At 42.5% G+C, this 13,530-nt stretch carries 12 protein-coding genes and 1 rRNA gene; 1 reads left to right on the top strand and 12 read right to left on the bottom strand.

Going from position 1 to position 13,530, the window contains the following annotated elements; genetic code table 11:
• From LQ216_RS15565 to sppA, 8 genes are all read right to left on the bottom strand, one after another.
• Positions 1-111: ribosomal RNA gene (locus LQ216_RS15565) — 16S ribosomal RNA — on the bottom strand; the annotation flags it as partial.
• Between the two features lie 566 nt (positions 112-677).
• On the bottom strand, positions 678-1,868 hold the full coding sequence (locus LQ216_RS15560; RefSeq protein ID WP_230130383.1) for an acetate kinase: 1,191 nt from the start codon (positions 1,866-1,868) through the stop codon (positions 678-680).
• 228 nt (positions 1,869-2,096) lie between these two features.
• Positions 2,097-3,086 (bottom strand): class I SAM-dependent methyltransferase, encoded by a 990-nt coding sequence (locus tag LQ216_RS15555; RefSeq protein ID WP_230130382.1) that lies wholly within the window; start codon positions 3,084-3,086, stop codon positions 2,097-2,099.
• Positions 3,087-3,255: 169 nt separating this feature from the next.
• Positions 3,256-3,756 (bottom strand): thiol peroxidase, encoded by a 501-nt coding sequence (gene tpx, locus LQ216_RS15550; RefSeq protein WP_230130381.1) that lies wholly within the window; start codon positions 3,754-3,756, stop codon positions 3,256-3,258.
• Positions 3,757-3,895: 139 nt separating this feature from the next.
• Positions 3,896-4,366 (bottom strand): GerW family sporulation protein, encoded by a 471-nt coding sequence (gene ytfJ, locus LQ216_RS15545; protein WP_230130380.1) that lies wholly within the window; start codon positions 4,364-4,366, stop codon positions 3,896-3,898.
• Between the two features lie 179 nt (positions 4,367-4,545).
• Positions 4,546-5,205 carry a DUF2953 domain-containing protein gene (locus LQ216_RS15540; RefSeq protein ID WP_230130379.1) on the bottom strand — a complete coding sequence of 220 codons (660 nt, stop codon included), beginning with the start codon at positions 5,203-5,205 and terminating at the stop codon, positions 4,546-4,548.
• Between the two features lie 84 nt (positions 5,206-5,289).
• The gene (locus LQ216_RS15535) at positions 5,290-5,868 is read right to left on the bottom strand and encodes an RDD family protein (protein WP_230130378.1); all 579 of its coding nucleotides are present in this window, start codon (positions 5,866-5,868) and stop codon (positions 5,290-5,292) included.
• A gap of 12 nt (positions 5,869-5,880) precedes the next feature.
• A complete protein-coding gene (sppA, locus tag LQ216_RS15530) occupies positions 5,881-6,888 on the bottom strand; it encodes a signal peptide peptidase SppA (protein ID WP_230130377.1) in 1,008 nt (335 codons plus the stop codon).
• A gap of 350 nt (positions 6,889-7,238) precedes the next feature.
• Between sppA and LQ216_RS15525 the strand changes: the two genes are divergently transcribed.
• Positions 7,239-8,042, top strand: a complete 804-nt coding sequence (locus LQ216_RS15525) for an NAD kinase (RefSeq protein WP_230130376.1) — start codon at positions 7,239-7,241, stop codon at positions 8,040-8,042.
• 86 nt (positions 8,043-8,128) lie between these two features.
• On the opposite strand, the gene rarD is transcribed toward LQ216_RS15525, so the two are convergent.
• The 4 genes from rarD to LQ216_RS15505 form a co-directional block, all read right to left on the bottom strand.
• Positions 8,129-9,058, bottom strand: a complete 930-nt coding sequence (rarD, locus tag LQ216_RS15520) for an EamA family transporter RarD (protein WP_230130375.1) — start codon at positions 9,056-9,058, stop codon at positions 8,129-8,131.
• Positions 9,059-9,134: 76 nt separating this feature from the next.
• On the bottom strand, positions 9,135-10,739 hold the full coding sequence (locus tag LQ216_RS15515; RefSeq protein ID WP_230130374.1) for an amidohydrolase: 1,605 nt from the start codon (positions 10,737-10,739) through the stop codon (positions 9,135-9,137).
• An 80-nt stretch (positions 10,740-10,819) separates the two neighbouring features.
• Complete coding sequence (locus LQ216_RS15510) at positions 10,820-11,638, bottom strand: STAS domain-containing protein (RefSeq protein WP_230130373.1); 819 nt, start codon at positions 11,636-11,638, stop codon at positions 10,820-10,822.
• A gap of 178 nt (positions 11,639-11,816) precedes the next feature.
• The gene (locus LQ216_RS15505) at positions 11,817-13,397 is read right to left on the bottom strand and encodes an acyl--CoA ligase (RefSeq protein WP_230130372.1); all 1,581 of its coding nucleotides are present in this window, start codon (positions 13,395-13,397) and stop codon (positions 11,817-11,819) included.
• Between the last annotated feature and the right edge of the window lie 133 nt (positions 13,398-13,530).

Below are 13,530 nucleotides of genomic sequence, written 5' to 3'. Positions count from 1 at the left end.
CACCCGTCCGCCGCTAATTTCAGAGAGCAAGCTCCCTGAAATTCGCTCGACTTGCATGTATTAGGCACGCCGCCAGCGTTCGTCCTGAGCCAGGATCAAACTCTCCGAAGAATGTTTGACTTGCTCATTTGCTTTTTGAAAGTGTGTGCTCACTTAAAAAATTAACGTTGGCGCTTTGTTTTGTTCAGTTTTCAAAGAGCAATTTCGTTGTCGTTTCTCTCAGAAGCGACTTTATTATCTTAACATAATTTAAACCGACTGTCAACTGTTGATTTTAAGTCGCTATGAATTTAGCAACTAATCTATCATACTCTCCAAAAGCGTAAAAGCCAATGGCTTAATCAGTCTACTTTCTTACTTACCATTTTTCCCGAAAGCAACTTTATTATATTAGCATAATTTAAATTAGCTGTCAACACTTTCGTGAAGGTTAAATTCACTTTAAATCACTGCGTTTTCAGCAACCTATCTATCATACTCCCAATCAAGGAAACAAGTCAATGATTTTCTACAACCAAATTAAACCAAGTTGTTTTATCACTTGCCGCTTTACAGCGACCTACTTATATTACTATCCATTTCAAATCCGGTCAATCTTTATTTCGTTTTATTCAAGATAAAAAAATCCCTCTTTAAGTGGAATTTTCCAGCCACCTAAAGAGAGAGCATAATCAGGATTATACATTAGCCAAACGCACAACATCCCGCGCAATCATTACTTCCTCGTTTGTCGGGATGACCATGACCTTAACAGGGGAGTGAGGATAGCTGATAAATGTTTCTTCCCCTCTTGTTTTATTACGCGCAGGATCCCAGTATACTCCCATGAACTCCAGGCCGCGCAATACCCTGGCACGAATCATCTCACTGTTTTCTCCGATACCTGCTGTAAAAATAATCGCGTCTACCCCGCTCATGCGCGCGGCATAGGAACCGATGTATTTATGGATTCTGCTTGCGAATACTTCCAGAGCCAATTCTGCACGCTCATTTCCCTTGTCAGCTTCGATTTGGATATCGCGAAGATCACTCGAGAAACCAGAAACGGCAAGCATTCCGCTTTTTTTGTTCAAGACGTCCAGCACTTCATCAGCTGTTTTTCCGGTTTTCTCCATGATAAATGGAATTAACGCGGGATCAATATTGCCTGAACGCGTACCCATCGTTACACCTGCTAGCGGAGTGAATCCCATCGAGGTATCTATCGATTTCCCGCCTTCGATTGCTGCGATACTTGCGCCGTTTCCTAGATGGCAGGAAAGCAGGCGAAGTTGCTCAAGCGGCCGGCCAAGCATTTCTGCGGCTCTTTGTGAGACGTATTTATGGGAAGTACCGTGGAAGCCATACTTTCTAATGCCATACTTTTCGTAGTATTCATAAGGCAGGCTATATAAATAAGAAGAACCTGGCATGGTTTGATGGAATGCCGTGTCAAAAACAGCCACTGCAGGAATATCTCCGAGAGTTTGTTTGAACGCCTTGATCCCTGTTATGTTGGCTGGGTTGTGCAAGGGTGCCAAATCGGACAATTCTTCAATATTGGCAAGAACCTCATCCGTAATGACCGCTGAATCATTGAATATTTCTCCGCCATGAACGACGCGGTGGCCAATCCCGTCAATTTCATCATATGACTTAATGATTTGATGGTTAAGCAGTTTTTCCAATAATAATTTAACGGCTACTTCATGATTGGGAATATCCAGTGTTTCCGTGATTTTTTCCTCATTGACCGTAATCGTAAAAACGGCGTCATTTAGTCCGATTCTTTCAACGAGTCCTTTTGTGATTACATCCTCTTTCGGCATTTCAAATAATTGAAACTTTAAAGAGGAACTGCCTGCATTGATGGCAATGATTTTTGACATAATTCCGCTCCTTTGGTTATCATACGATGTATTATAAATGGTTTCTAGCTGTAATAGTATGGATAAGTCGTGACAATTTTTAATTTAATCATTGAATATTCCAGATTACAAGAACAAGGTTTACTTGATTACGCTTACACGATATATAAAGTTAATTCTTACTTTTTAGAAAACAGTTTAATAAAAGCTAACGCCCCGGAAAGGTCATTAGCTTTTCAACATGGTAAATTAGTACTTTTCCTCTTTGAACCAATCATCGATCTTGCTCATGACCGATTTCGTCGCATTCATATCCGACATCTTAGGAAGCTCAACCAACAATGCGTTTTTCGGCGGTGTTACACCCTCTTGTCTCTTTTGAAGTATTAAGATACTTTTTGCCGCTGCTTCGCTTTTGAACATCGATAGGGGAAGCTGTACCATTCCTTGAATATGAGTTGATTTCTTCAAATACTCGTTAAGCTTTGGCGCTTCTTCTGATAAAAATAACCCGTTTGGGATAATAAAGAATAAATAACCGCCATCCCGCACATGCTTTACGCTCTGCTCGATAAATAAATGATGCGCATAGGAGTGACCACTTTCAGCTGCCAGCTCAAAGTCAGCCGCCCTGACATCGTTTGGGTAATATCCGACAGGCAAATCACTGACCGCAATATCGGATGGATCGATAAACAATGGTTCAAGGCTATCCTGATTGAAGAACTGTACAGAATGCTCCTGCAGGTTGGCACCAGCATATGCAAGTCTTATTAACGTTTCATCAATATCCACACCATTTGAAGAAATCCGTTTGTCAGATAAGTGATTAAGGATGGTGAATAATAGATTCCCCGTTCCTACAGCTGGATCGATGATCGATAACTCTTGTTTATTATTTGTAAATTTCCCGATTAAATAACTTACAAACATTCCCACTGCATCCGGGGTCATTTGATGATTATTTTGGATGTTTTCCTGCATCCCTTTTAATATAGCTAATTGGTATGCTTTGCGGATATCTTCATTTGAATACTTCTTGATGGAAAAGTCCTGGTATTGTTTGGACAATCTTTTTTTAGAGAGCTCGCTTACCTCTTCCTGGATCACATGACCATGGAAAAAATTTTCACCTGTTTCACCGAGTGCGTCCAGGTACGTGCATGCCAGCTCTTCTTGAAGTATTTGTGCTGTTTCGTCAAATTTATGGAATAACTCTTCAACTGGGGTTAAATTCACTCGAAATTCCTCCTGTGTGTTTCTTTAAACCATTTTAAAGGTCAGACGACCAAGAGACAAGTCGAAGGTCTTCGAGGGAGACGATTAAGAAGGATGATAAAATGGCCCGGCTGCCCCTGCAGTTCCCTAAAAAGGAAGCTCAGCGTACGAGACAGCCAGACCGTGATCATCAGTTTGCAGCTTTTGCAGCTTCGATTGCTGCTTCATAGTTTGGGTGGGTCGTGCCTTCGCTAACGTATTCTGCGTAGACTACCTTATCACTACTATCTAAGACGAACACAGCCCGGGCCAATAAACGGAGTTCTTTCATCACGACTCCGTACGCTTCCCCGAAAGACAGGTCCCGGTGATCGGAAAGGACCTGGACATTGTCAAGGCCACTGGCCGCACACCAGCGTTTTTGTGCAAAAGGAAGGTCAACGGAGATCGTTAACACTTGGACATTCCCTGCTTTTGAAGCATCTTCATTGAAACGTCTTGTTTGCGCATCGCATACCCCTGTATCAACGGATGGTACGACACTGATGATTCTCACACTGCCCTTACTGTCGGCTAATGTTACCTCGGTGAGATCGTTAGCCAGAACCGTGAAGTCAGGTGCTTGGTCGCCGACTTTTACTTCACTGCCAACTAACGTTACCGGGTTGTTTTTAAATGTTACGGATGCCATTGATTTGTCCTCCCTTTATCCAATGAATATGTACAGTGTTAATAATAGGGTTAAAGGCATTTTTTTGCAATTATTTTACTTAATGAAAAAAGGGGCCCGGGCCCCTGTGCTCTGCTTTTGAGAAATCACTCGTCTTCCGTCAAAAATCAAAATCCTGATCATTGCTGCTTTTCTCTGAATTCTGCCGATTCGTTGACTGATTCTGATTTCCCTTTTTTGACTGATTCTGGCTCCCTTTCTTGGAGAGCATGCTCTGAATTTTATCAACAAGGGATGGTGCGGTGTCCATCATTTTCTCGAGTAAATGGGTTCCCTGATCCAGGTGGAGCATCTTAACACCTTGTGAACCTACTATCAAGAACGCGATCGGGGTAATTGATACGCCACCGCCGCTTCCTCCACCAAAAGGCTGTTTCGACTGTGCCCCCCCGTTGGCAAGGGTAAATTCACTACCACCGGCCGCAAAACCAAAGCCTACTTTAGAAACGGTTAAAATGACGCTGCCATCAGGAGTTTCGACAGGGTCTCCGATGATCGTATTAACATCGACCATTTCCTTTAGATTTTCCATTGCTGCAGACATTAAGCCTTGAATTGGATGATCTGACATCTGCACTTCCTCCAGTCTAAATCGATTGATTTTTAGAATCACTGTAAGTCTATATGAGTTAATTTATGAATGTAGAGCTGTCTGCCAATATATTTTTGGCCCATTCATGTAACACTTCTGTGTCACATGCCAAGCTGAAAGGTTGCTCCACCCGCATAGGCCTGGGAGAGAGCGAGCTTTCACCCAGGCCTATGCGGGTGGAGCTTTCTAAATTTTGTTTTCTCTTCATTCCAATAGCGAAGTAGTTTAATTGCTGCCAATATAGCTTCTCCGATTCGAATCTGTAATATGCAAGTTAGCGACGTATTAAAAACCATTCGTCCAAAATCGGGGGTTACCGCATAGGAAGGGAGCTTAGTGAAATGCAGATAACTGCTTAACAGCCCGAAGACAGAGCCTTTCAATCCAAGATACCCTCCTGCCAGCATGGCTGTATATACGGCATCTCCAGTTCCAGTAACACTATGCCAATCAATTTTTTTCACTTTTACCCTGCCTAAGAAATCCCTGACAACTCGATAGAAGCCGGTAACATGTTCAATAAGCTCGTTTTGGTTATCAAAGCTGCTTATTAAATCTCTCCACGATACTTGATTTGTCCTTTCTGAATCATCGTCTTCATCGGAATCCACTGCTGTTTCCACAGGGGAATCTTCCTCCGACTTGCTTACCGGAATCGTGATTGTATAATGCAAGATCCCAAACCATGCCCGGAACTTTATATAGAACTCATCTGCATCCTGCTGGTGGCGAAAGTGGATTTTTATTTTTACCTTTGTAAAAAAAACCAGCAACAACAGTGCCAGAATCAATACCAGTATTGCCAATAACCATTCCACCTTCTCACACCCCTTTAACCCGCTATTATCGGCTTTATAAAAAAAAATAAACCTGCCAGCTAAAAATTCTGGCGGGTTTATCCTTTATCTGCGATCCAAAATCACAGTAGTATCCGCGAAAATGTCATGAAGGCCTTGTTTCTTCGGCAAGAAGCCGACAATGATATAGCCCACGAAAGTGGTCTTTGAAATGAATCTCCCGATAAATTCCCTGAATAAGATTGTTCCCCATGACAGCTTGCCTTCCTTTAAGCTTACCACTTTTAGGCCAAAGATCATTTTGCCCAAGGTTTGCCTAAAATACTTTGTCATTAAGGTAAAGTAGAGATAGAAGACAATGGCGGTAAAAATAGCTTCCGGCGAGAACCAGCCACTATCTGAAAGATCCAATGCCTTAAAAATCGGATGCACGACAATGCGGTTGATGCTTCCGATAATGACGATATCTGCTAGATAAGCCCAAAAACGCATCCAAAAACCTGCATATGGCAACTCTGGTTCTTGTACTTTTATTACAGGTTCAGTTTGGACAGGTGTATGATCAGCCTTTACAGCAATTGATGCGGAATCTTTGTTTTCCCCGAATTGATCTCGTACAGCATTTTCCTGTTCTAATGTATCATTGATTTCTAATCGTTCATCTGAATCGTTTCTCTCATTCATTTGCCCATCCTCCTATTCTGCATACAAATACATAAGGCGAGGAGAATTTGGTTGTGAAAGCAATTTAAGCAGACCTGCCGTTTCCATATCTTTTCCGATGAGCTTTTGAGCGCCCATAGTGAACAAGGAGCCTAAGCCGGCTTCATCCGTATAACGGACAACCTGCGCATCCGGTATGTCTAATTCTTTTTTCATGGCGTCCGTAACATCTGCTAAATGTCCGAAATCATCAACAAGGTTCGCTTCCTTTGCCTGGCGTCCATCATATATCCTGCCGTCGGCGAGCTTTCTGACCTCGGCTTCAGGCATACCGCGTCCGTCGGCAATGATTTTTACGAATTGATCATAAGAATTATCGATCATCGATTGGAGAATCTTACGTTCTTCCTCTGTCATTTCGCGGTTAGGGCTCATAATATCCTTATACGGTCCGCTTTTAATCGTGACAAACTCCACACCGTATTTTTCTGCAAGCTTCTCATAGTTGTAACCTTGCATAATGACTCCAAGAGAGCCAGTCAGCGTTTCCGGGCTTGCATAAATTTTATCTGCAGGTGCAGAAATATAATATCCGCCCGATGCGGCCATTGATCCCATCGAAACATAGACCGGTTTTTTCGTATCTTTTTTAATCTCATTGATTTTATCGTAAATTTCCGCGCTTTCCACTACACCGCCGCCCGGAGTATTGACTTGCAAGACGATTCCTTTAATGTCTTCATCTTCCTTAGCCATTTGAAGCTTCTCCATAAATGCGCGGTGATTATAGGTTCCAGTACTCATTAGCGGAGTCGTTTCACCGGTATCCTGGATCACCCCATCTACATTAAACACGGCGATTTGATTAAACTCATCATCACCTTCGACAACCTCTTCGATAAATTCTTGATCCATCGCAAACATCTCATTAAAAATATCTTCCGTGTCAGCGGTAAAAAGCGATACGGCAATACTAATACCAACCGATACAACAAATAGTGCAGCCGCAATCCCAAGCGCGGCCCAACGTTTTCCATTCATAGCAGTTCCCCCTCAATAGTCTAGCTGTAACATACGTTCCTTTTTAAAATGCTCTGTTATAAAGTATTGTTGATAAATATTATTTTTGGTTCATTCGTGTGAAACCAGGGTTTCACACGCCTTTCAGCTTTTGCTGAAAGGTAGCTCCCCATCCATGAATTGATGCGAGAAAGCAGCTTTCCCCAATCGTTTCATGGATGGGGAGCAAAATGAACCAAAAATCAACAGAGATATTTAACATAGCTTTTTTAAAAATGTTCCATATAATGATAAACTAATTACACATTCCTATATTGTAGCAAATTATTTATTTTTGGGAAACACACTAAATGACTGGATGGTGACAGACGATGCCCAATCGGAGGAACATTTACTTTTTCCACACAAATGAGCCAGAGCTAATTGAAAAATCCCAACATTTATACGAGCTGGCCGAACGGTATTCATTTAATATTACGCAGGATTACAGAGACGCAAACATTGTTGTCAGCATTGGTGATGACGGAACATTTCTCCAAGCTATCAGGAATACCGGCTTCAGGGATGATTGTTTATATGCCGGCATTTCAACTACAGGAAATTTAAATATGTATTGCGATTTTCATCTCGATGATACGAGTAAAATGATTGTTTCAGCTACAAAGGAAGAAATTGAAGTACGAAGATACCCAACCATCGAAATCAAACTGGACGGAGAGCAGCCTCCCTTTTATGCATTAAATGAACTTAGCCTGCGATCCTCAATCATTAAGACATTGGTTTTAGACCTATTCATTGATGATTTGCATTTTGAAACATTTCGCGGAGACGGAATTATCATTGCGACACCTACAGGAAGCACAGCCTACAATAAGTCCGTCAACGGGGCGATCGTTGATCCTACCCTGCCTTGTTTCCAGGTAAGCGAACTTGCTTCACTGAACAACAATACATACCGCACCCTCGGCTCATCATTCATTCTCGGCCCGAATCGCAAGCTCACCATCGAATTGGATCAGGACGGGAGTAACCATCCGATAATCGGGATGGATAATGAAGCGTTGAGCATTGCACATGTCCAGAAGATTGAAGTAAAACTTAGCGAAAAATTAATTAAAACCGTCAAACTTAAAGACAATTCATTCTGGGAAAAGGTTAGAAGGACATTTTTATAAGAGGGGCAATGCCTCTCTTATTTTGTTTAATGCGCTTTAGTATTTCAAAAAGAGAAACAGCCCAAGCCATTTCTCAGAATTTGATGCTAGGCACCGATTTTCATTCTACTTTTCATTTTTTGTGCTCCTGAAACGCCCCATTTAGTCATCGATAAAGAATAGATCGTCAAGGCTCCCCAAATAAACAGGAAGGCAAGCAGGTGCATTTTCGTAAAGCTCTCATTATAAACGAAAACACCCAAAATCAAGGACAGGGTAGGAGCAATGTACTGTAGGAATCCAAGCATTGATAACGGGACCTTTTGGGCACCTTTCGCAAAATAAAGAAGCGGAAGTGCGGTTGCTATACCGCCACCCATCAGCAAAAGGGATGTATCGGCAGAAACAAAAAATTGAGATTCGGACGTAACCATTAAGTACCCCCAGTAGCCTATTGCAATGGGTGTAACCATCATCGTTTCAAGCGTTAGTCCGATAGAAGCTTCAGCATTGATCATTTTTTTAGCTAGTCCATATAAACCAAAGGTGATTGCAAGAATCAAAGAAACCCATGGAATTTCCCCGAAATGGATCCCAAGAATTAAAACACCGATCGCGGCTAGTGCAAAGGAAAGGATTTGTGCACCGTTCAGCTTTTCTTTTAAAACAAGCATCCCTAACAGAACGCTGACGAGGGGATTAATATAATAGCCAAGGCTCGTTTGAAGAATATGCCCCGAATTTACCGCCCAGATGAAAATACCCCAATTCGCGCTCACAAGCAGCGAAGCAATCAACAGAGCAAAAAGCTTTTTGGGGTGATGGCTAATCTCTTTCACATAAGAAACAAATAAATTCCACTTTTTTGTCGCAAGCAATAGACCAACCATAAAGACGAAAGACCATAACACCCGGTGGGCCAGAATTTCATCGGCAGCGACATCCTGCAGCAGTTTCCAATAAATCGGAATAATCCCCCAGATTATATATGACAGCGCCGCATAAAAAGCGCCTTCTTTTTCATTTGAAAGCTTCATCCTTCTCCCCCTTTATTTCTATACTCGAAATAAGTTCTATTATAAGGGTGGTCCAGCAGGATTTCTATAGTTTTTTTTAACAACCCTTCTTGTAGACAATTTGATCACCGATGACTGTCATCACCGCATTTGCAGTCAGAAGGGCATCCGTATCTTCCGTAAAGATATCTTTGTCGAGAACAGTAAAATCCGCATCAAAGCTTTTTTTAATCTTGCCTCTTTCGTTCTCACAGCCGATGGCGAGGGCACTTCCTGATGTATATAAAGACACAGCTTCATGCATCGTTAAACACTGCTTCTCCCCATATATAATTCGATTGGGATCATTAGGCTTCCTCCTTGTGACGGCAGCGTGAATGCCCAATAATGGATTTGCCCATTCAATCGGTGCATCTGAGCCGCCGGCACACGGAATGCCCATCTCCAAATACGTTTTCCACGCGAAAGAGAATTCCAGCAGTTCTTTCCCTACTTTGCCTTCAACCCATGGAAAATCAGAAGGGACAAACCCCGGCTGTATATCAAAAATGACCGGAAGAAACCTTGAACGCTCCAATAGATCCTTCCTCATGATTTGGGCATGAATCAACCGGTCTCTCAGCCCCTTTTCAGGAGGGAATTTTTCGATTGCATTCAGCACATATTCAAAAGCCAAGTCGCCAATCGCATGGACGGCTACCGGCATATGATAGCTTCTGGCTTTTTTAACAAGATCGTATAATTCTTCCTCGGTAAATATCGCGACACCCTGCGTTCTCGGATTGTCCGCATACGGCTCGCTTAAGAGCGCGGTGGAGCCTCCCAAGGAACCGTCCGCAAAAATCTTCATTCCGTCGAATGCAATAAAAGGTGTTCCCCGTCCATATGAATAACCCCGTTTTTGCATATCACCCACTACTTCATGATGGACCAGTAAGTTAGCCCGAAATCTTATCCCTTCGTTTTCTATGACGGAAACGAAAGCGTCGTAGGTAGATTGGAAGCCATTATAATAATTCAAGTCCTCTGTGTGGCAGCCTGTTAATCCGAGGCTGTGGAGATCTTTAATCGCGGTACGGAGGGCGGCTTCGACATAAGCCTGGGTGATCCCGGGAAGATTTGCCGTGATCAGATCCATCGCCGGTTCTTCCTTAAACAGACCATTTAACCTTCCATTCTCATAGCGGCCAATCACACCTCCGGCCGGTTCCTCAATTCGTGAAGTAAGGCCAGATTCGAGTAAAGTCCTTGAATTGACCACCATCGCATGACGACAAATCCTTTTCAATATGAGCGGGTGATCTTGCGAGATGGCATCCAGTTCATCAAGCAAAATCGACTCAGGACTGACCCATTCATTTTCATTCCATCCTTCTGCGACAACCCATTCTCCCTTAGGGGTCTCTTTGCATTTTTTCTCAACCGCACTAAGAACTTCCTCCCGGCTTTTCATAGCTGATAGATCAAGTCTCATTAACCGCTCTCCATGGCCAACCAGATGCATATGACTGTCAACAAGCCCAGGTATCATCGTATTGCCGTCCAAGTCCACTTCTTTAGTTATTCCGGAATGGTATGTATCCCTAAGATATTTCGGTGAGCCTGTATCCACGATTTTTCCATTTTCCGTAAAAACGGCCTGTACGGTTTTATTTTCCAGTTCCAATGTATAAATAAGGCCATTATGCCAAATCGTCCCCATTTTTGCACCTCTAATTCACATAATAAAGCAATTAAATATAAACAAAAGGGATAGCCGCTACCATCCCTTTTGTTTACTTACTATTTATCCATACTTCCTATCGCCTGCTTGACATTAGCATATGTATCGATATGGGAAAAATCAATTCCTCTGCTTACAACAGTCTGGGCTAGTTCAGGCCGGAGACCGGTAATAATCACCTGGATTCCAAGTAAACGGAAAACATTATGGATATTGAAAATATGGTTAGCTACTTCTGCGTCAATCGTAGCCAGTCCGGAGAAATCAATGATAATACAATCGATCTTGAGCTGCGCTACCTTCGCAACAGCCTTTTCCACTATATATTCAGCTCTTTCAAGTCCAAATGAGCCAATAAATGGCAAAACCGCGATTCCGGCTTGAATCGGTACGATGGGAGCAGATAATTCATTTACTTCTTCCTGTGCCTGCTTGATGATTTTATCTGTAAATCGCTCAAATGCAAGGATCGTTTCATGGATGCTGATATCAAGCACATAATTAATCCGTTTATTGATTAGAAGGAGTTCCTCTACGGATAGTCCATGCTCCATGCCGATTTCGGCAAATTTATCAATAAAAACCTGCCTTGTTACCGGATAACGGATGATAATACCGGATATTTTCCCCTTCAGCAGAGCTTCACGTTCTCCATTAAGTATACTCCATTCGATAAGGCCATCAGGAACCTCGTTTTCATTGGATAGGATCGAGTTGCCTAGAAAGCCTAAGTATTCAATATAGGCATCCTGGGCTTCATGGATTTCCTCAAGCGAAATTTCAAAATCAGACCTGTCGATAATTTCTTCGACAATATCATTAGCAAGTGACTTTGCATTGTTTCTTAAATATTCAGCTACATTTTCAATCAAGTTCACTGTTTTATGCCTCCGCTTTGTATATATTCTTCATCCTTGACAATCCTCTTCTTCTACTATATCCAAAAAGTCCGTCAGTCACAAATGAACAGAATTTGAGCGGTTCAGCAGGCGGAATGTGTGTTGTACTATAAAGAAAACAGGACCAAAAAAGGCAAGCGCTGTTTCCTGTTTATTGTTATAAAACCCGATCTTCCTTCTTGCGCAGTTCGACCCTGCGGATTTTTCCTGAAGTCGTTTTCGGCAATTCTTCGATAAACTCAATCTTCCTGGGATATTTATAAGCCGCAGTCAATCCTTTCACATGATCCTGCAAATCCTTGGCCAAGGAAGGATTTGCAGCAGGATCCACACCATCTTGTAAGACAATAAATGCCTTGACGATATGTCCCCGGACCTTGTCAGGACTGGCCACTACGGCACATTCTTTCACGGAAGGGTGCTTTACAAGCGCATCCTCGACTTCAAACGGTCCAATTGTATATCCGGAGCTGATGATAATATCATCACCCCGCCCCTCAAACCAGAAGTAACCATCCTCATCTTTTTTCGCTTTATCTCCGGTTATGTAATAATCACCCCTGTATTGCATTGCTGTACGTTCTGGGTCTTTATAATAGTTTTTAAAAAGTGCAGGTGTGTCAGTATGGACCGCGATATCGCCCACCTCTCCTGCGCTGCACAGCTCACCGTATTCATTAATGATTTCCACTCGATTGCCCGGTGTCGGTTTGCCCATAGAGCCCGGCTTAATTTCCATCCCTTTCACGACACCAACAAGCAGCGTATTTTCCGTTTGTCCATATCCGTCGCGGACGTCGATATTAAAATACTTTCTGAACGTATCAATCACTTCTCTGTTTAAAGGTTCGCCCGCTGACACTGCACTATGGAGATGAGGAAGGCTATACTCAGCTAAATTGTCGGTTTTCGACATCAATCTATATTCTGTAGGTGTACAGCATAAAACATTTACCTGATAGCTGCTTAGAAGCTCTAAATATTTCTGTGGTTCAAACCTGCCATGGTATACCAAACCCGTCGCGCCCGAGCCTAAAACGGATAAAAACGGGCTCCATATCCACTTTTGCCATCCAGGACCGGCCGTTGCCCAAACTACATCGCCTTCATTGATGCCGAGCCAGTGTGAGGCAGCGGTCTTCAGGTGGGCGAACGCCCAGCCATGGGTATGAACGACCCCCTTTGGATTTCCGGTCGTTCCTGACGTATAAGATAGAAAGGCCATGTCATCGCTTTTTGTTTCAGCAAGCTCAAGATCCGCTGATGCTTGTTTCATTTCAGCATCAAGAGACAGCCAACCATCGACTTCTTTCCCAACAGAGAATTTTATTAATTCTTCTGCTTCATTTACTTCACTGAATTGGTCAGCGTATAGGTGGTAACTGATAATTCCTTTTACTTCACCATGTATGATTCGGTACTGAATCTCTTTAGCGCGGAGCATTTCAGAACTAGGAATGACAACCATTCCCATCTTTAAGGCGGCGATATACACCTGATAGGCATCAATCAATCGGGGAATGATTACAAGTACCGTATCCCCCTTTCGGAGACCGGCTTTTAACAATGCGTTTCCAATCTTATTTGCGTTTTTCATTAATTCAGCGTATGTAATTTCCTGTGTAGTTCCGGCTTCATTTTCCCATTTGAGGGCAAGCTTTTCCTGATCCCTTGCAAAGCGTTCTATTTCACTTACAAGATTGTAATCTGTTGGAGCCACCAGGTCTTCACGCTTCATAATAAATCCCCCTCTTAATCTTAATGATCAGTTTCCATACGGTTAATTATACAGAATTGTCTCAAAACTTAAATATAAAAGTGTGGTTCTTAAGAGAAAATAAATCATTATAATAGGCTCTGTTAAACGATAA

Origin of the sequence: Bacillus sp. CECT 9360, from assembly GCF_918741275.1 — a bacterium.
Classification (GTDB): Bacteria; Bacillota; Bacilli; order Bacillales; family DSM-1321; genus Peribacillus.
The sequence above is the reverse complement of the archived record's forward strand: the minus strand, read 5'-3'. Positions and strand labels throughout refer to the sequence as shown.

Bases quoted from the DNA above. Each gene is read 5' to 3' on its own strand.
- LQ216_RS15560 (WP_230130383.1), bottom strand. From the start codon at position 1,868: ATGTCAAAAATCATTGCCATCAATGCAGGCAGTTCCTCTTTAAAGTTT.
- tpx (WP_230130381.1), bottom strand. From the start codon at position 3,756: ATGGCATCCGTAACATTTAAAAACAACCCGGTAACGTTAGTTGGCAGT.
- ytfJ (WP_230130380.1), bottom strand. From the start codon at position 4,366: ATGTCAGATCATCCAATTCAAGGCTTAATGTCTGCAGCAATGGAAAAT.
- LQ216_RS15505 (WP_230130372.1), bottom strand. From the start codon at position 13,397: ATGAAGCGTGAAGACCTGGTGGCTCCAACAGATTACAATCTTGTAAGT.
- sppA (WP_230130377.1), bottom strand. From the start codon at position 6,888: ATGAATGGAAAACGTTGGGCCGCGCTTGGGATTGCGGCTGCACTATTT.
- LQ216_RS15525 (WP_230130376.1), top strand. From the start codon at position 7,239: ATGCCCAATCGGAGGAACATTTACTTTTTCCACACAAATGAGCCAGAG.
- rarD (WP_230130375.1), bottom strand. From the start codon at position 9,058: ATGAAGCTTTCAAATGAAAAAGAAGGCGCTTTTTATGCGGCGCTGTCA.
- LQ216_RS15535 (WP_230130378.1), bottom strand. From the start codon at position 5,868: ATGAATGAGAGAAACGATTCAGATGAACGATTAGAAATCAATGATACA.
- LQ216_RS15515 (WP_230130374.1), bottom strand. From the start codon at position 10,739: ATGGGGACGATTTGGCATAATGGCCTTATTTATACATTGGAACTGGAA.